General features: G+C 67.9%; 29 protein-coding genes. 4 read left to right on the top strand and 25 right to left on the bottom strand.

Annotated features, from left to right (window positions below):
• Positions 1 to 16: 16 nt before the first annotated feature.
• Genes AC4LGL_RS20665 through AC4LGL_RS20650 form a run of 4 tightly spaced genes read right to left on the bottom strand, consistent with a single transcriptional unit; the run spans position 17 to position 1721 of the window.
• Positions 17 to 778, bottom strand: coding sequence for an APH(3'') family aminoglycoside O-phosphotransferase (locus tag AC4LGL_RS20665; RefSeq protein ID WP_491840403.1), 762 nt, complete (start codon positions 776 to 778; stop codon positions 17 to 19).
• Positions 779 to 782: 4 nt separating this feature from the next.
• A complete protein-coding gene (locus AC4LGL_RS20660; RefSeq protein ID WP_491840402.1) occupies positions 783 to 1010 on the bottom strand; it encodes a hypothetical protein in 228 nt (75 codons plus the stop codon).
• A complete protein-coding gene (gene mce1N, locus AC4LGL_RS20655) occupies positions 1007 to 1492 on the bottom strand; it encodes a transport-regulating membrane protein Mce1N (RefSeq protein ID WP_491840401.1) in 486 nt (161 codons plus the stop codon). Before mce1N ends, AC4LGL_RS20660 begins: the two co-directional genes overlap by 4 nt.
• A complete protein-coding gene (locus AC4LGL_RS20650; protein ID WP_491840400.1) occupies positions 1482 to 1721 on the bottom strand; it encodes a hypothetical protein in 240 nt (79 codons plus the stop codon). The genes mce1N and AC4LGL_RS20650 overlap by 11 nt, the downstream gene beginning before the upstream one ends.
• 19 nt (positions 1722 to 1740) lie before the next feature.
• Between AC4LGL_RS20650 and AC4LGL_RS20645 the strand changes: the two genes are divergently transcribed.
• Positions 1741 to 1878, top strand: coding sequence for a hypothetical protein (locus AC4LGL_RS20645; RefSeq protein ID WP_491840399.1), 138 nt, complete (start codon positions 1741 to 1743; stop codon positions 1876 to 1878).
• A gap of 5 nt (positions 1879 to 1883) precedes the next feature.
• Here AC4LGL_RS20645 and AC4LGL_RS20640 read toward each other — a convergent pair whose 3' ends face one another.
• Genes AC4LGL_RS20640 through AC4LGL_RS20615 form a run of 6 tightly spaced genes read right to left on the bottom strand, consistent with a single transcriptional unit; the run spans position 1884 to position 7708 of the window.
• Complete coding sequence (locus tag AC4LGL_RS20640) at positions 1884 to 2318, bottom strand: hypothetical protein (protein ID WP_491840398.1); 435 nt, start codon at positions 2316 to 2318, stop codon at positions 1884 to 1886.
• Entirely contained in the window at positions 2315 to 3325 is a 1011-nt protein-coding gene (hemB, locus tag AC4LGL_RS20635) for a porphobilinogen synthase (protein WP_491840397.1), read from the bottom strand. The genes AC4LGL_RS20640 and hemB overlap by 4 nt, the downstream gene beginning before the upstream one ends.
• Positions 3326 to 3379: 54 nt before the next feature.
• Positions 3380 to 5056, bottom strand: coding sequence for a bifunctional uroporphyrinogen-III C-methyltransferase/uroporphyrinogen-III synthase (locus tag AC4LGL_RS20630; protein WP_055110459.1), 1677 nt, complete (start codon positions 5054 to 5056; stop codon positions 3380 to 3382).
• The gene (gene hemC, locus AC4LGL_RS20625; protein WP_055110460.1) at positions 5053 to 5988 is read right to left on the bottom strand and encodes a hydroxymethylbilane synthase; all 936 of its coding nucleotides are present in this window, start codon (positions 5986 to 5988) and stop codon (positions 5053 to 5055) included. Before hemC ends, AC4LGL_RS20630 begins: the two co-directional genes overlap by 4 nt.
• 24 nt (positions 5989 to 6012) lie before the next feature.
• Positions 6013 to 7371 carry a glutamyl-tRNA reductase gene (locus AC4LGL_RS20620; protein WP_491840396.1) on the bottom strand — a complete coding sequence of 453 codons (1359 nt, stop codon included), beginning with the start codon at positions 7369 to 7371 and terminating at the stop codon, positions 6013 to 6015.
• Positions 7372 to 7423: 52 nt separating this feature from the next.
• Positions 7424 to 7708, bottom strand: coding sequence for a glutaredoxin family protein (locus tag AC4LGL_RS20615; protein WP_491840395.1), 285 nt, complete (start codon positions 7706 to 7708; stop codon positions 7424 to 7426).
• 38 nt (positions 7709 to 7746) lie between these two features.
• Here AC4LGL_RS20615 and AC4LGL_RS20610 point away from each other — a divergent pair, with 38 nt between their 5' ends.
• Positions 7747 to 8640 carry an HAD family hydrolase gene (locus AC4LGL_RS20610; protein WP_491840394.1) on the top strand — a complete coding sequence of 298 codons (894 nt, stop codon included), beginning with the start codon at positions 7747 to 7749 and terminating at the stop codon, positions 8638 to 8640.
• A 108-nt stretch (positions 8641 to 8748) separates the two neighbouring features.
• Positions 8749 to 9282 (top strand): FAS1-like dehydratase domain-containing protein, encoded by a 534-nt coding sequence (locus AC4LGL_RS20605; protein ID WP_064882272.1) that lies wholly within the window; start codon positions 8749 to 8751, stop codon positions 9280 to 9282.
• Between the two features lie 94 nt (positions 9283 to 9376).
• Here AC4LGL_RS20605 and AC4LGL_RS20600 read toward each other — a convergent pair whose 3' ends face one another.
• The 9 genes from AC4LGL_RS20600 to AC4LGL_RS20560 form a co-directional block, all read right to left on the bottom strand.
• Positions 9377 to 10441, bottom strand: a complete 1065-nt coding sequence (locus tag AC4LGL_RS20600) for a lysophospholipid acyltransferase family protein (protein WP_491840393.1) — start codon at positions 10439 to 10441, stop codon at positions 9377 to 9379.
• 35 nt (positions 10442 to 10476) lie between these two features.
• Positions 10477 to 11613 (bottom strand): SDR family oxidoreductase, encoded by a 1137-nt coding sequence (locus tag AC4LGL_RS20595; RefSeq protein ID WP_491840392.1) that lies wholly within the window; start codon positions 11611 to 11613, stop codon positions 10477 to 10479.
• 29 nt (positions 11614 to 11642) lie between these two features.
• Entirely contained in the window at positions 11643 to 11744 is a 102-nt protein-coding gene (locus AC4LGL_RS20590; RefSeq protein ID WP_003402602.1) for a 30S ribosomal protein bS22, read from the bottom strand.
• 118 nt (positions 11745 to 11862) lie between these two features.
• Positions 11863 to 12090, bottom strand: coding sequence for a cell division/environmental response transcriptional regulator (locus AC4LGL_RS20585; protein WP_003882954.1), 228 nt, complete (start codon positions 12088 to 12090; stop codon positions 11863 to 11865).
• 138 nt (positions 12091 to 12228) lie between these two features.
• Entirely contained in the window at positions 12229 to 13089 is an 861-nt protein-coding gene (gene proC, locus AC4LGL_RS20580; protein WP_491840391.1) for a pyrroline-5-carboxylate reductase, read from the bottom strand.
• 35 nt (positions 13090 to 13124) lie between these two features.
• Entirely contained in the window at positions 13125 to 13937 is an 813-nt protein-coding gene (locus AC4LGL_RS20575) for a thioesterase family protein (protein ID WP_491840390.1), read from the bottom strand.
• Positions 13938 to 13970: 33 nt separating this feature from the next.
• The gene (locus AC4LGL_RS20570) at positions 13971 to 14816 is read right to left on the bottom strand and encodes a sugar phosphate isomerase/epimerase family protein (protein WP_055110467.1); all 846 of its coding nucleotides are present in this window, start codon (positions 14814 to 14816) and stop codon (positions 13971 to 13973) included.
• A gap of 47 nt (positions 14817 to 14863) precedes the next feature.
• The gene (locus AC4LGL_RS20565; RefSeq protein ID WP_491840389.1) at positions 14864 to 16006 is read right to left on the bottom strand and encodes an Rv0497 family membrane protein; all 1143 of its coding nucleotides are present in this window, start codon (positions 16004 to 16006) and stop codon (positions 14864 to 14866) included.
• A gap of 30 nt (positions 16007 to 16036) precedes the next feature.
• Positions 16037 to 17008, bottom strand: coding sequence for a Ppx/GppA family phosphatase (locus AC4LGL_RS20560; protein WP_064937749.1), 972 nt, complete (start codon positions 17006 to 17008; stop codon positions 16037 to 16039).
• Positions 17009 to 17157: 149 nt separating this feature from the next.
• Here AC4LGL_RS20560 and AC4LGL_RS20555 point away from each other — a divergent pair, with 149 nt between their 5' ends.
• Positions 17158 to 17943 (top strand): DUF3109 family protein, encoded by a 786-nt coding sequence (locus AC4LGL_RS20555; RefSeq protein WP_064957085.1) that lies wholly within the window; start codon positions 17158 to 17160, stop codon positions 17941 to 17943.
• Positions 17944 to 17947: 4 nt separating this feature from the next.
• Here the strand turns inward: AC4LGL_RS20555 and regX are convergent, their stop codons facing one another.
• From regX to AC4LGL_RS20525, 6 genes are all read right to left on the bottom strand, one after another.
• Complete coding sequence (regX, locus tag AC4LGL_RS20550; protein WP_055110471.1) at positions 17948 to 18634, bottom strand: two-component sensory transduction protein RegX; 687 nt, start codon at positions 18632 to 18634, stop codon at positions 17948 to 17950.
• A gap of 8 nt (positions 18635 to 18642) precedes the next feature.
• The gene (locus AC4LGL_RS20545; protein WP_064957086.1) at positions 18643 to 19830 is read right to left on the bottom strand and encodes a sensor histidine kinase; all 1188 of its coding nucleotides are present in this window, start codon (positions 19828 to 19830) and stop codon (positions 18643 to 18645) included.
• 143 nt (positions 19831 to 19973) lie between these two features.
• A complete protein-coding gene (locus tag AC4LGL_RS20540; RefSeq protein WP_491840388.1) occupies positions 19974 to 20717 on the bottom strand; it encodes a phosphoglyceromutase in 744 nt (247 codons plus the stop codon).
• A 50-nt stretch (positions 20718 to 20767) separates the two neighbouring features.
• Entirely contained in the window at positions 20768 to 21265 is a 498-nt protein-coding gene (locus tag AC4LGL_RS20535; RefSeq protein WP_491840387.1) for a type III secretion system chaperone family protein, read from the bottom strand.
• Positions 21262 to 22569, bottom strand: a complete 1308-nt coding sequence (gene mshA, locus AC4LGL_RS20530; RefSeq protein ID WP_491840386.1) for a D-inositol-3-phosphate glycosyltransferase — start codon at positions 22567 to 22569, stop codon at positions 21262 to 21264. The genes AC4LGL_RS20535 and mshA overlap by 4 nt, the downstream gene beginning before the upstream one ends.
• Before the next feature lie 10 nt (positions 22570 to 22579).
• A complete protein-coding gene (locus AC4LGL_RS20525) occupies positions 22580 to 23938 on the bottom strand; it encodes an ROK family protein (protein WP_491840385.1) in 1359 nt (452 codons plus the stop codon).
• Between the last annotated feature and the right edge of the window lie 181 nt (positions 23939 to 24119).

Here is a 24119-nt window from a genome sequence, read left to right as displayed (position 1 = left end):
ACCGCGCCGTGGGGTCTCATCCCCAGGTCAGCGGATCGAGCGCGAGATAGAACCGCAGACGCTCCGGATCCACTTGCGCCGGATAACCCGCAGCCAGGCCCGCCGCGGCGGCCTCGGCGAAACCGGGGAAGGTGTCGGCGGTGTTGGCCAAGAGCAGTGCCAGGTCGGCATGACGATCCGCGAGGCCCAATCGGCCCAGGTCGACGAAACCCTCGACAGTCAGCCGGTCAGGGTCGATCAGGATGTTCGGCAGACACAGGTCGCCATGGCACACCACCTGATCGTCGGCCTCCTGGCGGCGGCGCAGTTCGGTCTCTCGTTCGACACGGGCCAGCAGTTCTCCGGCGGGGACGTCCCGGTCCTCGTCGCGCAGGAACTCCGGGTCGACCGCGCCCGCAGCGACCACCGAGCGGGCCCGCGCCAACATGTCGTCGAGATCGCGGCGGTAGGGACATTCGGTCGGCGCGATGCCGTGCAGTGTGCGGACCGCCGCCACGATCGAGGGCCAGGCCGTCCGCAGTTCCGTTTCGGTGAGGCGATCGGCTGCGACGCCGCCGACCGCACTGGTGACCAGGACGGCGCCGCCGTCCTCGGTGCTACCCCAGTCGATGACGGCAGGCACCGGCAGCCCGTGACCGTGCGCCCACGACACCCGGTCCCGCTCGGCAAGCAGATCGGCCGCCGCCGCGGCGTCGACCACCTTCGCGTACCTGCCGTCCGAGTTCCGGAACACCCCGGCGCCGGATTCACCGCGCGTGACGGGAAGCCAATCGGTCACGGGGTCAGCGGCGCAACCGCGCGATACCCAACACGGTCAGTACGCCCGCCAGCCCCGCCAGCACGAGTGCCAGCACCAACAGCGGCGACGAATAGCTGACCGCCGTGGTGGCCGGCTCACCCTCCAGCACAGGTGCCACCTCGATCGTCGTCGCCGCCGCGATCCAGCTCAGCACGCAGCCCACCGCGGCAATGGCAGCCACCATGAGCTCGAGAACGGCCCGCCGCTTCACCGGGTGCGCTCCTCGACCAGGGGCGTCAGGGCTTCACGTAGCCGCCGGTGCTTGCGCGCCCAGGCCTGTGCCCCGCGGTTGCCGGTGAGCTTCAGCCCGATACCGGTCCGGCCGCGCGGCACCCCGCTGAGCTCACCGAGGGCACGGTCGGACTGCCATTTCGGCGACTCCGAGCCCGATGCCTCCGGGTAGATCGACACAATCTCGTCGAGCTTGATGGTCTCGGCACCCTGGCGCAGCGTTTCAGCGGTCAGCTCGACCGAGGTGTGGATGCGCGCGGCCTTGATCTGGATGGCCACGAACACCGACACCAGCACCAGGAACACGATCGGGATCCACAGGTCCTGGCCGTAGCCGCCGGTCATCTGCAGAATCGCCATGCCGATCCCGGCGAACGGTCCGAGCAGCAGCCAGGCCCAGCTGGCGCCCTGCTCGTAGAACAACACTTCAGAGGCAACCTTGTTCACCGGTTCACTCTCCATGGTCACCCCTCCGCAATGGCAGCGCGCTCACACCGGTTCCCACGATGAGCGGGAGCAGTGCGACCAGCACGAGAACATTGAGGCCGGTCAACAGCACCAGGACCACGATAGCCAGCGACAATGCCACCGCCGCGCGCCGGTAGCGATCATCTGAGCGGCTGCGGCCCGCCAGGAAAGCCATACCGAGCCCCGCCAGCACGGTGAGTGCTCCGATCCCCCGGTACAACATTGTGTTCACCCCGGGCGGGATGCTCGCCGAAACCGCGAGCATGCCGCCGGCGATCAACAACACCGAGCCGACCAACCAGCAGCTGAATCCGATGGTCGCGCGTCGCGACGGGGACGAGGGCGAAGACGACGTCGAAGACATTGTCTTCGAAGCGTAGCGAAATCAGCGGGTGAAGAAGCCGTCGGCGTCCTTGCGGTGCAGCAGATAGAGCCCACCCGCGATCAGCACCGACCCGACGATCGCGGTGACCGCGTAACCCATCGCCGCCGCATCCTGGCGTTCGCCGGTGAACAGGCTGCTGATCGCGTGCAGCACCGAGACAATTCCCCCACTGGTCAACAGCGTGCGGGCCCAGCGATATCCCTGCCGCATCAGCATCAGGAAGGCCACCACGATCGACGACAGCACCACGACGAACATCACCGAGAAGACGACCGTCATGGACCGTTGCACACCGGTGCCGGATCCGGTCAACGCGTCGATCAGATACCCGATCACCATCAGCACCAGTGCGGCCGTCCACAGCCAGAATCCGGTGTCGACGTCGTCGGGACGACCGGTCGGGCTCGGTTCCTGTTCGGTCCCCTGATCGGTCACGCGAGCCAGCCGGCGACGTCGGCCGCCCAATAGGTCAGCACGATGTCGGCCCCGGCCCGCCGGATTCCGGTCAACGACTCCAGCGCAGCGGCCTGCAGGTCGATCCAGCCATTGGCCGCAGCGGCACAGATCATCGAGTACTCCCCCGAAATCTGGTACGCGGCAACGGGTACCGGTGAGATATCGGCCGCGGCGCGCACCACATCCAGGTAACTCATCGCCGGCTTGACCATGACGATGTCGGCACCCTCGTCGATGTCGAGTTCGACCTCGTGCACGGCTTCGCGGATATTGCCCGGATCCTGTTGGTAGGTACGCCGATCGCCGACCAGGCTGGACGACACCGCTTCGCGGAACGGGCCGTAGAACGCCGAGGCGAACTTGGCCGCGTAGGCCAGGATGGCGACGTCGGCGTGCCCGGCCGCATCGAGACCGTCACGGATGGCGGCCACCTGACCGTCCATCATTCCGCTCGGGCCCACCACGTGTGCACCCGATTCCGCTTGTGCCACCGCAAGTTCCACGTAGCGCAGGTTGGTCGCGTCGTTGTCCACCCGACCCGCGGCATCCAGCACACCACAGTGCCCGTGGTCGGTGAACTCGTCGAGGCAGGTGTCGGCCATCAGCACCGTGGCGTCACCCAGGTCCTTGGCCAGATCCCGCAAGGCCACATTGAGGATGCCGTCCGGATCGACGCCGACGGCGCCGGTCGGATCCTTGTCCTCGTCACGGGGCACGCCGAACAGCATCAGACCACCCACGCCGGCCGCCACCGCATCGGCGGCCGCCTGGCGCAGCGAATCCCTGGTGTGCTGCATCACGCCGGGCATGGAACTGATGGCTCGCGGCTCGTCGATGCCGTCCGCGACGAACATCGGGAGCACGAGATGGCGTGGTTCCAAAGAAGTTTGGGCCACCAGACGACGCATTGCCGGCGTGGTACGCAGGCGACGAGGACGGTGTCTCGGGTAGGTCACTAGCGCGTCTCCTCCTCCGCGAAACCGCATTCCAGCAGAAGAACTCCGAGTGCAGACCTGCCGGAATGCCGTTTCGGCGGACGTTTATCTGCGGCGACTCTTCTTTCGCGGCGGGGGCAGCGCCCCTTCGGCCCGCAGTCGAGCGGCGTGCTCGGCAAGCGCATCGACCAGCGGTCCCACCGCGGCCGACTCGGGCTGGACATCCACCCGCAGGCCGAATTCCGCTGCGGTTTCAGCAGTTTTCGGTCCGATGCAGGCCACGATGGTCCGGGCGTGCGGCTTACCGGCGATACCGACCAGGTTGCGCACCGTCGAGCTCGAGGTGAAACAGACCGCGTCGAAGCCGCCGGTCTTGATCATCTCGCGGGTCTGCGCCGGCGGCGGAGCCGCACGCACGGTGCGGTAGGCGGTGACGTCCTCGATCTCCCAGCCGCGCTCACGCAGGCCCTCGGCCAGCGTCTCGGTGGCGATGTCGGCGCGGGGCAGCAGCACCCGGTTCACCGGGTCGAAAACCTCGTCGAACGGCGGGAACTCGTCGAGCAGGCCCAGCGAGGACTGCTCCCCCGACGGCACCAGCTCGGGATTGATTCCGAAGGCCCGCACCTTGTCGGCGGTGGCCTGCCCGACACACGCGATCTTCACGCCGGAGAACGCCCGCGCGTCCAGGCCGAACTCGTTGAACTTCTCCCACACCGCACGCACGGCGTTGGTGGAGGTGAACACCACCCACTGGAACCGGCCGTCGACCAGGCCCTTGACCGCGCGCTCCATCTGCGCGGGGCTGCGCGGCGGCTCGACGGCGATGGTCGGGACCTCGATCGGCAGGGCGCCGTGGCCCACGAGCCGGTCGCTCATCTCCCCGGCCTGGTCCTTGGTGCGCGGCACCAGCACGGTCCAGCCGTACAGGGCGCGGCTCTCCCACCAGTTCAGCTTGGCCCGGTTGGCCACCGTCTTGCCGATGGTGACGACCAGCGGACCGGTCAGCGGCCCCGCCAGCTCACTTCCGGCCGGCTTCTCCAGCACGGCCTTGTCGAGCAGACCACCGAGCGTGGTCTCCACCGAACGCTGCTGGCAGGTGGTACCGCTCGCGGTCACCACTGCCGGGGTGCTGTCGACCAGGCCCTGCTCGATGAGGGTGCGGGCGGCATCCGGCAGGTGCGACGCGGTCGCGTGCAGGATCAGCGGCCCGGGCGCGGCGGCCAGCGCCGCCCAGTCCACGTCACCGCGGACATCGGCCACGGTGTGCGCCGACCCCAGCGGCAGGCCCGCGTAGGTAGGCACCGCGCTGGTGGCGGGCAGTCCGGGGACGATCTCGAAGTTCATGTGGGACTTGGCCAGCGCACCGATCTCGGTGATGACGGCGTCCACGGACAGCGGGTCGCCGGAGACCAGGCGGACCACGTCGTAGCCGTGACGGGCCTCGGCGATCAACGTCTTGGCCACCTCGGCAGGATCGCCGAGGGCGGGACGGACCTCAGGTCCACCCGCGATGATGGCGGCTTGCGCCGCGTCGGGGGTTCCGGCGGCGTCCTCACCGGCGGCGTCGGCCTTGGCCGGCTCAGCCGGGGCCGGACCGGATGCCGGCGGCAGCTCGGTGCCGATCAGTGCCAGCACTGCTTCGGGGACGTCGGGATCGGTGAACACCAACTCGGCGTGCGCCAGCACAGTTTGTGCCCGTGCCGTCAGCAGCCCCGGATCTCCCGGGCCTGAGCCCACAAATGTGATGCGGCCGGGCTTCGCCTTGCGACCTCGCATGGTCATTCTTCACTCCCGCGCTCTACCAACAGCTCGCGTGCACCCAACTCGAAAAGCTCCGCAGCCACCGAGACACCCAAGTCAGCGGCCCGATCGGGAGTTCCGATGCCGGACGCACGGATCACGTCGGATCCGTCCAGCGTCGCCACGCAGCCGCGCAACGACACCTCTTCGAAGACATTGCCGTCCTCATCGATGGACTCGACCACTTCTGCGATCGCTCCCACCGGTGCGGAACAGCCCGCCTCCAGTTCGGCGAGCAGGGTCCGTTCGGCGGTGACCGCGGCGCGCGTGTCGGCGTCATCCAACTCCGACAGCACCGAAATCAGCTCGGTGTCGCCGGAGCGGCATTCCACCGCGAGCGCACCTTGAGCCGGCGCTGGCAACATCTGCACCGGCTCGAGCGACTCGGTGACTTGATCGAGACGTCCGATACGGGCCAGACCCGCTCGGGCGACCACGATGGCGTCGAGATCGCCGCTCGTAACCCTGTTCAACCTGGTATCTAGGTTGCCTCGTAGGGGGCGGATTTCCAAACCGAGACCCAGTGCTCTAAGCTGCGCGGCCCGTCGCGCACTCGACGTGCCGATCACGGACCCCGCCGGCAACTCGCCGAGCACCAATCCGTCACGCGCCACCAGCGCGTCACGAGGGTCCTCACGGCGCGGGACGGCGGCGATCACAAAGCGATCGTCACGGGCGGTGGGCAAATCTTTGTAGGAGTGAACAGCCATGTCCACCCGGCCGTCGTGGATCGCCTCCCGCAGCGCCGCGGTAAAGACCCCGACGCCGATGTCGGCGATGGGGCCCTGGTTGCGGTCGCCCTCGGTCGAGATGATCACCAGCTCGCAGGGGTGGCCTGCGGCTCGTAAAGCGTCCCTGATGGTGCCGGCCTGCGTGGTCGCCAGCAGGCTACCCCGGGTGCCGATCCGGATCACCGTATCGCGCGTTTCTACCAAGCTCTACTCAGACTTATCGAGATCTGTTGTCATAAAGGGCAATTCGCTGGCCGCCACAGCTTCGACGGCTTGCGGATCGAGTTCGAACAGCTCCCGCAGAGCCTCTGCGTAGCTGTCCCCGCCAGGCGCGCTGGCGAGTTGTTTCACCCGCACCGTGGGTGCGTGCAAAAGCTTGTCGACTACACGGCGGACCGTCTTGGCCACCTCGTCGCGGTGCGCTGCCTCCAGTTCGGGCAGCCGGTTGTCCAGGCGCAACAGCTCGGCCTCCACCACGTCGGCGGCGCGTTGGCGCAGCGCGGTGACGGTTGGGGTGACCTCGGCCATCCGCTGGCCGGCCAGGTAGTTGGCAACCTCGGTGGCAACGATCGTGCGGGCCGCATCGGCGTCGGTGGCCGCGGCCCGCGCCGACGGCTCCCGCTGAATCCGGTCCATGTCGACAACCCAGACACCTGGCAACCCCGACACCGCCGGATCCACGTCGCGGGGCATGCCGAGGTCACAGATGACCAGCTGCCGATCGCCACCGGCGGCGGCGTTGCGCTGCGCCAGGGCATGGTGCACGTCGGCCAGGGAGACCACCGGGCGCACCGCGCCCGTGCTGCTGACCACGACGTCGGCGTCGACCAGAGCCTCCTCCAGGTGGTCCAGGGAGAAGGCCTGCGCCTGTACGCCTTGTTCGGTGAGATTCTCCGCGAGGCGTTCGGCCCGGGGCAGTGAGCGGTTCACCACATGAACCCGCTCGATCCCGGCCCGCACCAGGTGCGCACCGGCCAGGGCGCCCATGGAGCCCGCGCCGATCACGGCCGCGGTACGCCCGGCGATCCCGCCGGTGAGTTTGGTCTCGGCCATTCCGAGGGCGACCGAGACGACGGATGCGCCCGCGGCGTCGATCCCGGTCTCGGAATGCACCCGCTTGCCGACGTTGAGGGCCCGCTGGGCCAGCTCGTGCAGCGTGCGCCCGACGGTCTGGTGTTCCTCGGCCGAGGCGTAGGCGCGACGCACCTGACCCAGCACCTGGGCTTCACCGATGACCGCCGAATCCAGGCCGCTGGTCACCGCGAACAGGTGCTCGACGGCGGCCTCGGCGTACCGGACGTAGGCGTATTTGGTGAGATCGTTGAGCGACATCCCGGAGTGCTCGGAGAGCACCTGCCCGATAATCGACAGACCGCCGTGGAAGGCCTCCACCACGGCGTATATCTCGACGCGGTTGCAGGTGGACAGGACCATGGCCTCGGTGACCAGAGAGGAGCGAAGCACCTCGTCGATGATCTTGGCCTGATCGGACTCGTCAGTGCTCAACTGCTCGAGAACAGACACCGGCGCGCTGCGGTGCGAAACCCCGAATAGCAGCACACTCACGGCTTCATCACCACGTCACCAAGGTAATCGTTTCCGGCCCGCCCACCAAATTTCATCTGGTGGGAAGGTCGGCCCTAAGCGCCTGCTCGTCGACTTCCCAATAGCTGTGCTGGGTCCCGTTCAGCAAAATCACCGGCAACAGATCGCCGTAGCGGGCCCGCAGCGTGGTGTCGCCCGCACCGGCGGCGACGTCCACGTCCGTCGTCACCAGCTCGAAGTCCAGTTCTTCATGCAATGCGCCCAGCTCCTGCGCCGCCCGCTCACACATGCTGCAGCCCGCCCGGGTCAGCAACGTCACAGTGGCTCGACCGCTGGTACCCGCCCGCTCGCCCTCCATAGCGCCAGTATCCCGGCCGCGTGACTTAGGGTGAATTCGTGCCCGAATCCGGTAGTGCCGATGCGCTCGAACAGGAGCTTGCCGCCGAGGCCAGCGCCGAACTCGCAGTGACCGAGCTCGAGTCCGACACCGACCCCACCGGGACGCCGGTGCCGCCGCCCGATCTGACGGCCGCGGCGTTCTTCGACGTCGACAACACCCTGGTGCACGGATCGTCGCTGGTGCACTTCGCCCGCGGCCTGGCCGCCCGCAAGTACTTCACCTACCGCGACATCCTGGGCATCGTCTACGCCCAGGCCAAGTTCCAGTTCACCGGCAAGGAGAACAGCGACGACGTCGCCGAGGGCAAGCAGAAGGCCCTGGCGTTCATCGAGGGCCGCTCCACCGCCGAGCTCGTCGAGCTGGGCGAGGAGATCTACGACGAGATCATCGCCGACAAGATCTGGCCGGGAACCCGGGCGCTGGCCCAGATGCACCTGGACGCCGGGCAGCAGGTGTGGCTCGTCACCGCGACGCCCTACGAGTTGGCCGCCACGATTGCCAAGCGTCTGGGGTTGACGGGTGCGCTGGGGACGGTCGCCGAATCGGTCGACGGGGTGTTCACCGGCCGGCTGGTCGGCGACATCCTGCACGGCACCGGCAAGGCCCACGCGGTGCGGTCCCTGGCCATTCGGGAAGGGCTCAACCTGCGCCGGTGCACCGCCTATTCGGACAGCTTCAACGACGTGCCGATGCTGTCCCTGGTCGGTACCGCGGTGGCCATCAACCCCGACGCCGCGCTGCGCGACGTGGCCAGGGAGCGCGGCTGGGAGATCCGCGACTTCCGCACCGCACGCAAGGCTGCACGCATCGGGGTGCCGTCGGCATTGGCGCTCGGCGCGCTGGGCGGTGCGCTGGCCGCCGCGGCCTCCCGCCGCCACGACATTCGCTGAGCTAGCAGGCCGCGTTATAAGCTTCCGCGGCGGGTCACACCACGCGGGCCCCACAGCCATGCACGTTTCGTGCGCACCGCGCACCGCATACCGAACAGCGCAGGGAATATGAGCATCGCCGCAAACATCATCGGGACGCACTACCGGTACCCCGACTACTTCGAGGTCGGCCGGGAGAAGGTCCGTGAGTTCGCCCGCGCGGTCAAGGACGACCATCCCGCGCTCTATGACGCCGAGGCGGCCAAGGAATTCGGCCACGACTCCGTGGTGGCGTCGGTGACGTTCCTCGCCGTGGCCGGCCGACGGGTCCAGCTCGAGCTGTTCGACAAATTCGACATCCCGATCAATCTGGAGCGCGTGCTGCACCGCGACCAGAAGCTGATCTTCCACCGGCCGATCATGGTCGGCGACAAGCTGTGGTTCGACTCCTACCTGGACTCGGTCATCGAGTCGCACGGCACCGTGATCGCCGAGGTCCGGGCCGAGGTCACCGACGACGACGGCAACCCGGTAGCCACGAGCATCGTCACCATGCTCGGTGAGGCGGCCATCGACGAGGCCGACGAGATCAGTTCACAGATCGCCGCGGCGCGCGATGCCGCGATCGCCAAGATGGTTGCTGGGCAAAAGTCCGGCGCCTGATTTTTCTTTGCGCGAGCACGTATAAAACTGCCCACTTCCGCAAGGAAGTGGGCAGTTTTGTTACCGGTCGCGGTAAAGAGGAGAGGCGAAAAGCTCAGCCGAAGAACATGTTTCGGCGCCCCGCCAGCAGCTGATACAGCGTGTGCTGGATGGTCTCGCGGACCTGATCGGTCAGCTCGAAGGTGACCATCGGATCGTCGGCGGCGCTCTCGTCGTAGTCGACCGTCTCGATCGGCTCACCGAACTGGATGTGCCACTTCGAGGGCAACGGCACGAGGCCGAGCGGGCCCGCCAGCGGGAACAGCGGGGTCACCGGGAAGTACGGCAGACCGAGCAACCGGGCCAGCAGCTTGACGTCGGCCATCATCGGGTAGATCTCCTCCGAGCCCACGATCGAGCACGGCACGATCGGCGCCTGGGCCCGCAGAGCTGCGGAAACGAAGCCGCCGCGGCCGAACCGCTGCAGCTTGTAGCGATCCTTGAAGTTCTTGCCCAGCCCCTTGAAGCCTTCCGGGAAGACTGCGGTGAGCTCGCCGTTGGCGAGCAGCCGGTGCGCGTCGGCGGTGCAGGCCATGGTGTGCCCGGCCTTGCGTGCGGCAGCCCCGACCATCGGCAGATCGAACACCAGGTCCGCGGCGAGCAGACGCAGATCGCGGTTGAGCGGATGGTGATCGTGAACGGCCACCTGGGTCATCAGCCCGTCGAAGGGCAGCACCCCGGCGTGGTTGGCCACCACGAGCGCCGCGCCGCTCTCGGGCAGGTTCTCGATACCGGAAACCTCGACCCGGAACCAGGATCGGAAAAACGTTCTCAGCAAAGGCAGAAAGATTGCATTGGTGATGTGCGGGTCGAACCCGAACTCGTCCACCGAGTACTCACCGGTCATCCGGGTGCGGATGAATTCCGAGACCGCTGCTATGCCCTTGACGAGTTCGCTGGGGCCTTCGTCGACGGACGAGCCCGAGGCACCGCTGCGCCGCTGATCGATCTCCCGCACCACCGCGGCGATCTGCTCGGCCGAGGCACGGCTTCCCGGATCCGCCAGAACCGACGGATGCCGACGGGCGCTGTCGGACCGCGCCGCCGCGCGGCGCGCGGCCGCCGAACGGTTCGAGTTCCCGTGTAGCGGAATAACTTTCGCCTTGGATTCAGCCGCCACGTCGATACCTTCTCCCACCCCGGATAGAGCCAGTCCTAATATCCCAAACGCTGCGCCACCCCCATGGCGCGACTCTCCATTGAGCGTACCCATCGCGGATCGAGTATCGGTGTCAATCCACGACCACGGACGTAGTCGTCGAATGCCTCGGCCGTCGTCCACTTGGGACTGTAACCCAGATCCCTGTGCATTCGCGTAGTGTCCATGACCCTGCCGTAGCTCAGATAGTTCATCTGATCGCGGTCGAGTTCGGTGTAACGCGTTGCGCGACTGAGCGAATTGATCGCCGACAACGCCCCGCTCGGCACCGGGAGCCGAACCCGTCCCGAACGCCGGATCGCCTGGCTCATCATGATGATGCCCGAGGCGCCGATGTTGAACGTGCCCCCTTTGCCTGCCATCGATGCACGTTCCAGCGCGCCCAGGGCGTCCTGTTCGTGCAGCAGTTGCAGCCGTGCGTCGTGCCCGACGACCGAAGGAACGACCGGACCGGCCAGATACCGCGAGAGTGCGGTGTCCATCGCCGGCCCGATCATGTTGGCCAGCCGCAGGATCGTCAGATCGATGTCAGGACGGCGCCGGGCGAGACCCCGCGCATAGCCCTCGATGTCGATGCTGTCGCGGGCGAACCCGTCGCCCGGCGGACGACGAGCACTGCTCTCCTCGCTGAACATCACCGGATCGCGCGAGCTCGAGCCGTACACCTCGGAGGTGGACTTGAGCACGACCCGACGAACGGACGGTGCTTTCTGGCAGGCGGCGAACAGCTGGATCGCGCCCATCACGTTGAGTTCCTTCAACGTGGCGCGACCTCCGGAGCGCGGAGCGTAGGACGCCGCCGCGGCATGCACGACGGTGTCCACGTTCCCGTTACGGATCACCTTGGCGATGAACGGGTTGCGGATGTCGGCGCGGACGAACTCCGCCCGCCCCATCCGGCGCATCATGTCCTTGCTCGGCACCACCGCGTCAACGGCGATGACATGCTCGATCGCCGGGTTCTGCACCAGCCTGGCGGTCAGATAACCACCGAGGAACCGGCACGCACCCGTGACCAGAACGACTTTCGGAGAGGGAGCCGTACCGGCGGACTTACCTCCGCCGGACGAATCCGCATCAGAAGACCCGGGGACTCCCGTCGGGCGTCCCCCCGAACGACCATCAGAATCCATCGGCTCAGCCTAGCGGCCGCAGCGGAAAGCTACTTGCCGAGTTTTCTACGCTGCACCCGGGTACGGCGAAGCAGCTTGCGGTGCTTCTTCTTCGACATACGCTTACGCCGCTTCTTGATGACTGAGCCCATAAAGTCTGGTGTCTCCGCTACTCACGCTGGATGGTTGACCCGGTCACTTTACCCGGGCCTACCACCGAAACGGAAAACGCCAGCCTGCTCACTGCGCCCAGACCGCTGCGGTGTGTGCCTATCCGGCGTCGAAGTACGAAGACTCCAGCAGATCATGGACCGCCTTGGCGTGGACCCGGAACGATCGGCCCACTCGAACCGCAGGCAGTTCACCGTTGTGCACCAACCGGTACACCGTCATCTTCGAGACCCTCATCAAGCTCGCCACTTCGGCGACCGTCAGAAATTGAGCCCGAGGCTGACCGTCGCCAGCATCCCGCGCCGATGGCCCGTTCATAGACGTCATCGCAACCCAATCAATCAGGCACAGGCAGTTCCAGCGGCTTCCCCACCGCTGGCACCGACCCGCGCATACAAAGGGAGAATAGCGTGGCGGGTGGGGTTACTGCGACGGGTGTGGGCTAATCAGTTGGAATTAATCTAATTACTCAGATGTAATTCCGAGCTGCTCAGAGCGCGTTTTCGCGGCCTGAACGGCGTTGGAGACCGCACCCCGCAGTCCCCCGCGCTCCAGTTCCCGCAGTCCAGCGGCGGTGGTACCGGCCGGCGAGGTCACCATTGCCCGCAGTCGCGCGGGCGTCGTGTCCAGCGCAGCGCCTCCGGCCGCGTTCACCTCATCGAGACGTTCGAGCAGCATCGCCGCCGAGCCCGCCATCGTCTGGACCGCCAGATCGGTGGCCACCGCGCGCGACAGACCCGATTCCACGCCCGCATCGACCAGCGCCTCGACCATCAGGAAAAAGTACGCCGGCCCCGACCCGGACACCGCAGTCACCGCGTCCAGCTGCGACTCGTTCACGGTGAGCACGCCACCGACCGCATCGAAGATCGACGAGACCTCCTTGAGCTGCTCGGCAGTGGCAAACCGGCCCGCCGCCAGAGCGCTCACCCCGCCTCCGACCACGATCGGCGAGTTCGGCATCACCCGGATCACCGGCGACCCGGCCGGCAGCTTGTTCTCGTAGTACGACGTGCTGACGCCGGCCGCGATGCTGACGAACACCTGCTCGGCGGTGTCGGAATCGGCGCGGGCCGCCGCATCGGCGATCTCGTCGATCGCACTCGCGACATCGGTCGGCTTCACCGCGATCACCACGTAGGCGGCGTTGTCGGCGGCATCGGCGACAGAGGTCACCAGCACCGAGTACTTCTCCGACAGGTACTTGGCCCGGTCCGGATATTTCTCCGCAACCACCAGGTCCTTGACCTGCCTACCAGCCCGTAACAGCCCCGACAGCAGCGCCTCGCCCATGCTTCCGCCGCCGATGATCGCGATTCTCGACATGGGCGACAGCATTCCATGTCCGCGCGTCAGCGCCGTCAGCCCGGCGCGGGGACCATCGCCAGCTGACGCGTCTGCACGATGATGCGGCCCTCGCAGTCGACCACGATGTGGTCCTCGTCGAACCAGTCCTGGCCGATCTGCACCGAGGTACACATCACGCGCAGCCAGCCGTCGGCCGGCAAGGACCGCAGATAGGCCGTCAGCTGGACCGTGGGCGCCCAACCGGTGCGTTCCACGGCGAATGTCACCGGAGCCGACACATCGCCGCACAGGAGCGCGAACAGGACGTCCGGAGCGACACCCTTCGGCCGCACCCAGTACTCGAAGACCGGCGGCCCGCCGTCGGTGCGCGGCCCCATGGTGTGCAGCGCCGGGCGGATGTCACAGCCGTGCGCCAGGTGCACGACGTGCTCCATCGGATGCCCCGGTCCGATCGGCTCCAGCCCGGGCGGCGGTTCTGGCGTCATCAGCGGCACCACGGGGTTGAACGACAGCAGCGGCGGCACATGATGCTCGGGCTCGCCGAGGGTCACCGCCACCGTCACCGCCGTGCGCTCGCCCTGCCGGAGTTCGACGTCCACCAGACCGATCCGGCGGCCCCGCTTGCGGACCGTGGTGATCACCTGCATCGGACCGGGATCCGGCGCCCACAGGTAGTTTCCCGAGACCGCGAGGGGTTGCGCGGACGTGCCCAGCTCGGTGCGGGCGGCGTTGGCACACAGCGCGAGCATGGCGCCGCCGTGCACCTTGGGCCCGATCGTCCAATGCTCGTTGAGCTCACCGTGATAGACGCCGTCGCCGGCGGCCGTGAGCTCCATGGCATCGGTGAACAGGGTGGAACCAGTCATGTGCGTCCTCTACTGGGGTAGGCGGAATCGGGTTCAGCGCAACAGGTGCGTACGGGCGAACTGCAACGACTCGGTCAGCAGCGCCTCGCGTTCGGTGGCCGTCCGCGCCGCCGACGTGGTGACCTCGAGGACGACATGGCCGGAGAAATTGCCCGCGGCCAGGAGCTGGCACACCTCGGCGGTGGGCTGGGTGCCGCGGCCCGGAACCAGATGCTCGTCGGTGGAGGCGCCCTTGCCGTCACACAGATGCAGGTGCACCAGGCCGTCGCCCATGCGCCGGGCCATGTCCATCGCGTCGGTGCCCGCCGTCGCGGTGTGGCTCAGATCGAGTGTGTAGTGCGCGTGATTGCCGTCCAGCGGGTCGTAGGACGGCGCAAAGGCGGAGATGCCGGGGCCCGGCCGGCCGCCGCGCTTGCGCATCCGCTCCACCGAGGTACCGCCCGCCCCGAAGAACCGGTCGGCCCGGAACGGGAACATGTTCTCCACCGCCACCAGGACCTCGCTGTCGGCCTCCAGTTGGGCGACCTGGTCGCTGAACCCCTCGGCATAGCGTCGCTGCCAGCGGAACGGCGGATGCACCACGACGGTCTGCGCGCCCAGTTGTTCGGCGGCCCGCACGCTGCGTTCCAGTTTCGGGATCGGGTTGGCACCCCACACCCGCTGCGAGATCAGCAGGCACGGCGCATGCACCGACAACACCGGCACGCCATAGTGCGCCGACATCTTCGCGATCGTGTCGATATCCTGGCTGACCGATTCCGCCCACACCATCAGCTCGACACCGTCGTAGCCGAGACGGGCGGCGTACTCGAAGGCCGCCTCCGTCCTCAGCGGATAGACCGAGGCGGTGGACAGACCGATCTTGATGGCGGGGCGCACAACCCAATTGTGTACTGAGGCTGCTTCACTCCTCGCGTGCGCAGGCGCTAACTCGCCTGCAGCAGCGCCAGCGGTCCGAACGTCACCAGGGCCCCTACCGCCACCGCGGTCAGCGTGCTGCCGATGTCCTCGGTCTTGCGGACCACCCGCACGCCACCGGCCAGGCCGAGGATGACCAGCACCCCGAGCACCAGCGCGACGATGGTGTTCCACTTCCACAGCTGATCGAAGGCGACGAACAGGCCGGCCCCGAAGGCCACCGCGATCACGCACTGACCGACGATCCACATTCCGCGGACCATCGGGGACGCGGGCGGCTGCTCGTCGTCGAATTCGTCGTGCTCATCGAAATCGCCGGCCGTGCCGGTGCCCTCGGACAGGTCTCCGTCGTGTTCGAGATCGACCTCGTCGCGGCCACGGGGGCGGCGGGCCTGCTCGTCGGCGACGGACCCGCCGCCGAACAACGGGCCGAGCGAAGCGTAGGAACGATCGCCGTATTCGTCGTCGTAGTCGTCACCCGCGTAGTCGTCGTAGCCGGTGTCGTCGACGGAGTCCACATCGAGGTCATGCGCGTCGGCCTCCACCAGCGCGTCGGCCGGCTCTGCGGCGTCGTCCGCGCCGAGGTCGTAGAGCGGGTCGGGGCTCATCCGCTCGGCGCCGGTACCCGACGGCCGGTAGTCGCGTGCCGGCGTCTTGGGCTGCGCGCGGCGCGGACGTGGCCGGAATTCGATCGGCTCCGGGTCGGCGTCACGTGCCGCCAGGTGCGCGTCGTAGTCGTCCTCGGCCTCGGTGCGCACCTCTTCGGGCTCCACCGGCCTGGGCGGCTTGACCCGAGGTACCCGAGGGGGCCGGGGGCCGCCGTTGCGGACCCGCGGCTCGTCCCGCGGTTGTTCGCGGGGCTCGCGTGTTTCGCGTGTTTCGCGGGGTTCATCGCGGATCGGGGCCACGACGGCGGTGTCGACCAGTGGATCAGGCGCGGGAACCGACTCGTCGAGGGGTTCGGGCTCCATGTCATCGGTGATGATCGGGATCTCGCCGGTGAGTTCGGCGACCGTCACCGAGTCGCTGTTACCGCGCCGGCGCCGACGGCGACCGCCGACCGGGGGTGCCCCGATCGTCCCGTTCTTTGCCAGCAACTCGGCGACCGAGATCGGTCGGGTGCCGGATGGGCTGTTCTCTGGTCCTGTCATACCTATGTTGCCTTTGGGGCTAGCTTTTCCTTAACGACCGGCGTCCCGCGCCGACGTCTCTACCAAGGCTGTGCCGTCGGCCTCGCTGTCGAGTTTCCGCAGAATCAACCCCTCCCGCAACGCCCAGGGGCAAATGTCGACGGAATCGATCTCCAGTGCTCGCATACTAGCCTCAGCTACCAAAGCACCGGCCACGATCTGTGGTGCCCTCTCGGCACTCACCCCTTCCAGTTCGGCACGGTCAGCCGCTGTCATCCTAGAGATGAAAGCTATGAGCTGTCTTAATCCAGCCGCGGTGAGGGTCCGCTTCACCCGCGGGCCTGCACCTGAGGGGGCCGCCCCGGTGAGCCGGGCCAGCGATCGGAAGGTCTTCGACGTCGCCACCGCGAGGTCCGGGTTGCCGGAGCGCCGCATGGTGGTGCCGGCATCGGCGAGCTCGGTGGCCAGCCAGTCCCGCAGCATCGCGACCCGGCGCCGCCCAGGAGGGTCTTCGGCCAACCACTCCCTGGTCAACCGGCCTGCTCCCAGGGGCAGCGAGAGCGCCACCTCCGGCTCTTCGTCGACCCCGCTGGACAGTTCCAGCGAGCCACCGCCGATATCGATGTTGATGATGCGGCCCGCGCTCCAGCCGTACCAGCGGCGCACCGCCAGGAACGTCAGGCGGGATTCGTCGACCCCGCTCAGCACGCCGAGGGAAACCCCGGTCTCGGCCCGCACCCTGGCCAGCACCTCCTCGGAGTTGGTGGCGTCGCGCACCGCAGAGGTGGCAAACGCCATCAATTCGGCACAACCCGAGCTGGTGGCAATCTTGGCGAACTCGTCAACGGTGGCCACCAGGCTGTCGGCACCCTTGCGGGTCAGTTTGCCGGAGCTGTCGATGGCCTCGGCGAGTCGCAACGCTGCCTTGGTGGAGCTCATCGGGGTCGGGTGTCCGCCACGGCGTGCATCCACCACAAGGAGATGAACCGTGTTGCTCCCGACATCGAGCACGCCTAACCGCACTGCACCAACCTAACCGCAGCCGACCAGCGCTTCGTGGCCGGACCTCCCGCAACCCCCGAGATGGGCCTGCCCGGGCTGTGGGACTTCCCACCGTGCGTCGTCCTGCGGTTGGGAAATGCGTTCCGCCATATAGGGGTACCGTTTGCGCCGTGACAGATGTGCATCCCGGCGAAGTCGAACTCGACTTTGCCCGCGAATGGGTGGAGTTCTATGACCCGGAGGACGCGACCCATCTGATCGCGGCCGATATGACGTGGTTGCTGTCCCGCTGGACGTGTGTGTTCGGCACACCGGCCTGCAAGGGCACCGTCGAGGGCCGCCCGGACGACGGCTGCTGCTCGCATGGCGCATTCCTTTCTGACGACGACGACCGGGCCCGGCTCGATGACGCGGTCAAACAGCTGACCGACGAGGACTGGCAGTTCCGGGACAAGGGCCTGGGCCGCAAGGGCTTCCTGGAGGACGACGAGTACGACGGCAAGCCGAACCTGCGGACCCGGAAGTACAAGGGGGCGTGCATCTTCCTGAACCGCCCGGGCTTTCCCGGCGGCATCGGATGCGCGCTGCACAGCAAGGCCCTCAAGCTCGGGGTCGAGCCGCTGACCATGAAGCCCGACGTGTGCTGGCAGTTGCCGATCCGGCGCAGCCAGGAATGGATCACCCGGCCCGATGACACCCAGGTCCTGCGCACCGTCATCACCGAGTACGACCGGCGCGGCTGGGGCGAGGGCGGTGCGGACCTGCACTGGTACTGCACCGGTGACCCCGCCGCCCACGTCGGCGCCCGCCCGGTGTTCGAGTCCTACGCCCCCGAGCTCACCGCGGTGCTCGGCGAGAAGGCCTACGCCGAGTTGGCCGCGATGTGCCGGCGGCGCAGCGCGCTGGGCCTGGTCGCCGTGCATCCGGCGACCCGCGCCGCCGAGCACACCGAGTGAGAACTCAGCCCTCCAGCTTGTAGCCGAGGCCTCGCACCGTGACGAGGTGCACGGGGTTGGCCGGATCGGACTCGATCTTGGACCGCAGCCGCTTGACATGCACGTCAAGGGTTTTGGTGTCACCTACGTAGTCGGCGCCCCACACCCGGTCGATGAGCTGGCCGCGGGTGAGCACCCGGCCACTGTTGCGCATCAGGTATTCCAGGAGGTCGAACTCCTTGAGCGGCAACGTGATCTGCTCGCCGTTGACGCTCACGACGTGGCGTTCCACATCCATCCGGACCGGGCCGGCTTCCAGCACGCCGTCACCGATCGCGCTGTCGTCGGTGTCGGAGCCACGCCGCAGCACCGCCCGGATCCGCGCGATCAGCTCGCGGGCCGAATACGGCTTGGTGACATAGTCATCGGCACCCAACTCGAGGCCGACGACCTTGTCGATCTCACTGTCCCGTGCGGTGACCATGATCACCGGCACGCTGGACCGGGCACGCAGTTGCTTACAGACATCGGTACCGCTCATCCCCGGCAGCATCAGGTCCAGCAGGACGATATCGGCGCCGGAACGCTCGAACTCGGCCAGTGCAGAGGGACCATCGGCCACCACGGTGGCCTCGAAGCCTTCCTTGCGGAGCAGGAATGCCAGGGGATCGGCCAGCGACTCCTCGTCCTCAACGATCAACACGCTGGTCATCGGTCTCGCTAATCCTCTCGGTCGTCTGAGTCACCTGTGGACTCATCGGTTTCGGGATAGGCCGGAATCGACAAAGTGAATGTCGACCCGGTGCCCGGCTGACTCCACAGCCGGATGGTTCCGTTGTGGTTCGCGGCCACATGTTTGACGATCGCCAGGCCCAGCCCGGTACCGCCGGTGGCGCGCGACCGGGCCTTGTCGACCCGGAAGAACCGCTCGAAGACCCGTTCCTGATCGGCCTTGGCGATTCCGATACCGCGGTCGGTGACCGCGATCTCGACGCTGCCGCCCCGCCGGCGCCGGCTCACCGAAATGCCGGATCCGTTGGGCGAGTACGCAATTGCATTGGACACCAGATTGGCAATGGCCGTCACGAGCAAGGTCTGGTCCCCCAGCACCCGGTAGCCGGTCGCGGCATCGGTGGTGATCGATATGTCGGCCTTGTCGGCGGCCACCTTGTGCCGCGACAGCGCCTCGGACACCACGGTGTCGACGTCGACGGCCCCCAGATCGGGCAGGCGCTCGGCGCCCTGCAGCCGGGACAGTTCGATCAGCTCGCCCACCATGTCGGCCAGCCGCAGCGATTCGGCCACCATCTTGTCGGAGAAGCGGCGCACCATGTCGGGGTCGTCAGCGGAGGCCTGGAGCGCCTCCGCGAGCACCCGCATGGCCCCCACCGGGGTCTTGAGCTCGTGGCTGACATTGGCGACGAAGTCGCGCCGCGTGGCTTCCATCCGGGCGTGCTCGGACTGGTCGTCGGCGTAGACGACCGCGAAGCGGCGGTCCTCACTGCTCAGCGGCCGCACCCAGCCGCGCACCGAGATGCCCGACCGCCCGGGGTGCGGGAGCTTGCGGGGCGACAGATCGACGTCGATGGGCTGGCCGGTGGCGAACACCTGCTCGGCTGCGCGCCACGCCCGGTCGTCGAGCAGGCGGTCCCGCACGACACCGAGTTCGGTCGCACGGTCGTTGGCGTAGACGACGTCGTTGAACGTGTCGACCACGACGATGCCGTTGGGCGCTGCAGACACGATGTGCTGCAGCATCTGCGACACCGTCAGGCCTGCCTGATCAGCCTCGCGCTGCTGCCGCTTGGCCACGATGCGGGGGGCGACCACGGCGGCCACCCCCGCACCGACGATCAGCGCGAGCAACGACACGACCGCCGTCAGCAGTAACGCCGACACCAAGCTCACGCGAAAATCGTACGCACACGGTGAACGTCATCCCAGCAGCGTGCGGCCAAAACGGGACAAGTCACACCGACAAATACAGGAGTTCGGCTGTCGTTAACCCTCGGTAACCTGCTGTTTGCCCGCAAGCCTGCGTGTCCAGCGAACTATTTCTTGGCACCCTGCGCGGCGACGGCGGCGGCACCGGCGGCGGCTGCCTCGGGGTCGAGGTACTGACCACCTGCGACCAGGGGCTTGAGGTTCTCGTCGAGGTCGTAGCGCAGCGGGATGCCGGTCGGGATGTTCAGGCCGACGACCTCCTCGTCGGACATTCCGTCGAGGTACTTGACCAGCGCACGCAGCGAGTTTCCGTGGGCGGCGATCAGGACGGTCTTGCCGGCCTTGAGGTCGGGCACGATCGTCGCCTCGTAGTACGGCACGAACCGGGTGACGACGTCCTTGAGGCATTCGGTCAGCGGGCCGCCACCGATGTCGGCGTAGCGCGGGTCGGCGTCCTGGCTGAACTCGCTGCCCTTCTCGATGGCCGGCGGCGGGGTGTCGTAACTGCGCCGCCACGCCATGAACTGCTCTTCGCCGTACTTTTCCTTGGTCGCAGCCTTGTCCAGGCCCTGCAGCGCGCCGTAGTGCCGCTCATTGAGCCGCCAGTCGCGGTGCACGGGGATCCAGTGCCGGTCAGCGGCGTCCAGTGCCAGGTTGGCCGTGGTGATCGCGCGACGCAGCAGCGAGGTGTAGACCACGTCGGGCAGCACGTCGTTCTCGACCAACAGCTGGCCGCCGCGGACGGCCTCGGTGCGGCCCTTGTCGGTGAGGTCGACGTCGACCCATCCCGTGAACAGGTTCTTCTGGTTCCAGTCGCTCTCACCGTGGCGGAGCAGGATCAGCGTCGGCATGGGTTAGTCTTCCTCCTCGCGTGCGGGCCGTGTGATCTTCTCACGAGCACTCAGTCGTCGATGAGGTGCTCGAACGCTTCCAAGTTCTTCAGCGACTCACCGCGCGACACCCGCCACTCCCACTCTTTCTGGATGGAGGAGCGGAAACCCAGCTCCAGCAAGGTGTTGAAGTCGGAGTCGACGGCCTCGAGCACCTGGCCGAGCACGCGGTCGATCTCGTCGGCGCTGACCGACTCCAGCGACATCCGGCCGACGAGGTAGATGTCGCCGACGTTGTCGAGGGTGTAGGCGACGCCGTAGAGCCTGCGGTTGCGCTTGAGCAGGAACCGGTAGACGCCCTCGAAGTTCTCGTCGGGCTTGCGGCACACGAACGCCTCGACGCGCACCGAATGCTCGCCGATGCTCAGGATGGTGTTGGTCTTGAGCTTCCGTTCCCCCGGCAACTCGACGACGATGCCGGGCAGGCCGCCGCGTGCGCCCTCGTGATGGTGGTAGACCAGCTCGTGCTCGTCGAGGCTGTCGGTGATGGTCTTTACGACGTCGCTCATAGGGCCCGCACCCCACGGCGCAGCGCGAACCGGCGCCCCGGACGCCGACCAGACGGCCTGCGGTGTCGGGACCGGTAGTCACTCATGGCATGGGCATAGCTGTTCAGCAGGGCGTCGACGGTGTGCGCCCAGGAGAACTGTGCGGCGTGGGCCGCGGCAGCCACGCGCAACGGACCCGGATCGCGCTGCAGCACGCCGTCGATGGCGGCCGCCCAGTCGTCGACGTCGTGTCCGTCGACCAGGGCGCCGCTGACCCCGTCGGCCACCGCGACCGGCAGGCCGCCGACCGCGGCCGCCACCACGGGCGTCCCGCAGGCCTGGGCCTCGATCGCGACCAGGCCGAACGACTCGGAGTAGCTGGGCACCGCGACCAGATCGGCGGCGCGGTACACGTTGACCAACTGTTCGCGGGACTGCGGGGGCAGGAACGTCACGCGGTCGGTGATACCCAGTTCGTCGGCAAGACGAACCAGGGTGTCGGGTTCGGCCAGGCCACTGCCCGACGGCCCGCCGGCGACCAGCACCCGGACCCCGGGCAGTTTGGCGGCGGCCCGCAACAGCACGTCGGGCGCCTTGAGCGGCTGGATCCGGCCCACGAACGCCACCACCTGCTCGTGGGACGCAATGCCCAGGACTGCCCGCGCCGCGTCGCGATCACCCGGGGTGAAGGCATCCAGGTCAACCCCGGGATGCACCACATCGATCCGTCCCGGATCGGCGTGGTGCAGCGAAACCAGTTGCTGCGCTTCATGTTCGGTGTTGACGATGAGGCGGTCAGCCTCGTCGACCACCTGCTGCTCCCCCACCGCGCGCAGCGGCGGCTCGGGCGAATCACCGGCGGCCAGAGCGGCGTTCTTCACCGCGGCCAGGGTGTGCGCGGTGTGCACGAGCGGCACCGCCCAGCGGTCCCGGGCCAGCCAGCCGACCTGACCGGACAGCCAGTAGTGCGAGTGGACGACGTCGTAATAGCCGGGCTCGTGCGTCGCCTCGGCGCGCAACACCCCCGCGGTGAACGCGCACAGCTGCGTGGGCAGGTCGTACTTGTCCAGGCCCTCGAACGGCCCGGCCACCACATTGCGCACCAACACCCCCGGCGCCACCGGCACCACCGGGGCGTCCGACGAGGAGGTGGCCCTGGTGAAAACCTCCACCTCGACGCCACGACGGGCCAGCTGCAACGCAGTCTGCAGCACGTAGACATTCATCCCGCCGGCATCACCGGTGCCCGGCTGCGCCAGCGGCGAAGTGTGTACGGAAATCACCGCAACGCGGCGAGGAAGCTCGAGGTCTGACGCTAGACGCACACCTCTATGTCTACACCGCGGCTATGCCGGCCCCGCTCGCCGACCGGCGGGTTTGGGCACGCCGCATGGCGCCGATCGGATCCGCGTAGAGACCGCCAAGCGAAACGATGCCGGCACTGGCCTCCTGAACCCGGTTACCGAAGGCCGTCAGCCGGATGTCGCGGGGCCCCAGCACCGAGCGGCGCGTGACGGCGTCCTCCACGACGGGCATGCCTTCGGGGTATTCGGTGAAGGCCTGGCCCCCGAGCACCAGATCGTCGGGGTTGAGCAGATCGCGCAGGAGCGCGACGGCCTCGCCGAGCACGCGGGCCCGGTCGGCCAGCAGCTCGACCGCCTTCTCGTTACCCTGCCGGGCTGCGCGAAGCACCGCGGGCAGCGTCGAGGACGGACCTTCGGCCGGGATGATCCGCAGTCTGCGGGCCGCGTTGAGGACCGCCTCGTCACTCACGGTGGACTCCAATTGCCCTGATCCGCCGAGCAATTCGGATTGTGCAGGCAGTCCGGCGATGGTGCCGGGACCGCTTGCCGGCGAGTGCACCCGGCCATCGATCGAGAGCGCATAGCCGACGGTCTCGCGGGCATAGACATAGAGGCTGGTCCGGGCCGGAGCCCCGGCGGCCTCCGGGGAGGAACGGCGTCCCCCCAATAGCAGTTCGGCACCGGCCATCGCATCCACGTGCGAAGCCACCGACACGGGCAGCGCCAGCGCTTCGGCGAGCACCGGGCCCACCGGGGCATCGGCCCAGCCCAGCCGCGGGTGATCGAGGTATCCGGTGGCGCTGTCGACGACGCCACCTGCGGCGACGCCGACCCACAGCGGGCGACGACGGTGCCAGCGGCTCAGGTACCGGCGGGCGCTGGCAGCCAAGGTGGCCAACGCCGCGGACTGGGGACCCAACGGGGTCGGGGTCTCGACCACGTCGAGCGTGCGACCGAACAGGTCGGTGGCCACGATGCTCGTGGTGCGCGCACCGATGTGGATGCCGAGCGTGAGGTAGGGCTCGTGGTTGACCTCGACGGGCACCCGGGGCCGTCCGATGGCCCCGGAGACCGCGAGATCCGCACGCTCACGCAGGATTCCGGCGTCGAGCAGGGCGGTGACCTGACGGTTGACGGTCGCGATGCTCAACTGCGTGAGCTGCGCGATGGCGTCCCGGGCGATGGGCCCGCGGGAGCGGACGGCACTGAAGACCGACGCGGCGGCGGCGTCAGGCACCTTCAGCGACGGGGCGACGATGTGCAGCAGCCGCGACTGCGGGTAGCGCGAGGCGGCGGACAGCGACCGGGCGGTCCGCGTGGAGGCGCCGTTCGAGGAGACGGCAGCGGAACGGGCGGAAGTGCGGCGGGGAGCGGCGATGGCGGTGGTCACGTGAATGGTCCTTACTGATTGTCGGCTGGTGGGTGAAGACCACACCTGGCGACTCAGCAGGACGTGAAACGGTGTCCGGGTTCAGTCAGGCGCGGCGGGGTGCGCAACAACAACACGCACGCCGCACGAAGCGGGACTGGAGGTTTCCGGACACACGAAGAACTTAGCACGCCATCTAATG

Source organism: Mycolicibacterium arcueilense, from assembly GCF_058536225.1.
The sequence above is the reverse complement of the archived record's forward strand: the minus strand, read 5'-3'. Positions and strand labels throughout refer to the sequence as shown.

What these genes read in the sequence shown, in the direction of transcription:
- mce1N (WP_491840401.1), bottom strand. Translation starts at nt 1,492, where the DNA reads ATGGAGAGTGAACCGGTGAACAAGGTTGCCTCTGAAGTGTTGTTCTAC.
- AC4LGL_RS20650 (WP_491840400.1), bottom strand. Translation starts at nt 1,721, where the DNA reads ATGTTGTACCGGGGGATCGGAGCACTCACCGTGCTGGCGGGGCTCGGT.
- AC4LGL_RS20645 (WP_491840399.1), top strand. Translation starts at nt 1,741, where the DNA reads ATGCTCGCCGAAACCGCGAGCATGCCGCCGGCGATCAACAACACCGAG.
- hemB (WP_491840397.1), bottom strand. Translation starts at nt 3,325, where the DNA reads ATGCGGTTTCGCGGAGGAGGAGACGCGCTAGTGACCTACCCGAGACAC.
- AC4LGL_RS20630 (WP_055110459.1), bottom strand. Translation starts at nt 5,056, where the DNA reads ATGACCATGCGAGGTCGCAAGGCGAAGCCCGGCCGCATCACATTTGTG.
- AC4LGL_RS20615 (WP_491840395.1), bottom strand. Translation starts at nt 7,708, where the DNA reads ATGGAGGGCGAGCGGGCGGGTACCAGCGGTCGAGCCACTGTGACGTTG.
- AC4LGL_RS20605 (WP_064882272.1), top strand. Translation starts at nt 8,749, where the DNA reads ATGAGCATCGCCGCAAACATCATCGGGACGCACTACCGGTACCCCGAC.
- AC4LGL_RS20595 (WP_491840392.1), bottom strand. Translation starts at nt 11,613, where the DNA reads ATGGATTCTGATGGTCGTTCGGGGGGACGCCCGACGGGAGTCCCCGGG.
- AC4LGL_RS20590 (WP_003402602.1), bottom strand. Translation starts at nt 11,744, where the DNA reads ATGGGCTCAGTCATCAAGAAGCGGCGTAAGCGTATGTCGAAGAAGAAG.
- AC4LGL_RS20585 (WP_003882954.1), bottom strand. Translation starts at nt 12,090, where the DNA reads ATGACGTCTATGAACGGGCCATCGGCGCGGGATGCTGGCGACGGTCAG.
- proC (WP_491840391.1), bottom strand. Translation starts at nt 13,089, where the DNA reads ATGTCGAGAATCGCGATCATCGGCGGCGGAAGCATGGGCGAGGCGCTG.
- AC4LGL_RS20575 (WP_491840390.1), bottom strand. Translation starts at nt 13,937, where the DNA reads ATGACTGGTTCCACCCTGTTCACCGATGCCATGGAGCTCACGGCCGCC.
- AC4LGL_RS20565 (WP_491840389.1), bottom strand. Translation starts at nt 16,006, where the DNA reads ATGACAGGACCAGAGAACAGCCCATCCGGCACCCGACCGATCTCGGTC.
- regX (WP_055110471.1), bottom strand. Translation starts at nt 18,634, where the DNA reads ATGACCAGCGTGTTGATCGTTGAGGACGAGGAGTCGCTGGCCGATCCC.
- AC4LGL_RS20540 (WP_491840388.1), bottom strand. Translation starts at nt 20,717, where the DNA reads ATGCCGACGCTGATCCTGCTCCGCCACGGTGAGAGCGACTGGAACCAG.
- AC4LGL_RS20535 (WP_491840387.1), bottom strand. Translation starts at nt 21,265, where the DNA reads ATGAGCGACGTCGTAAAGACCATCACCGACAGCCTCGACGAGCACGAG.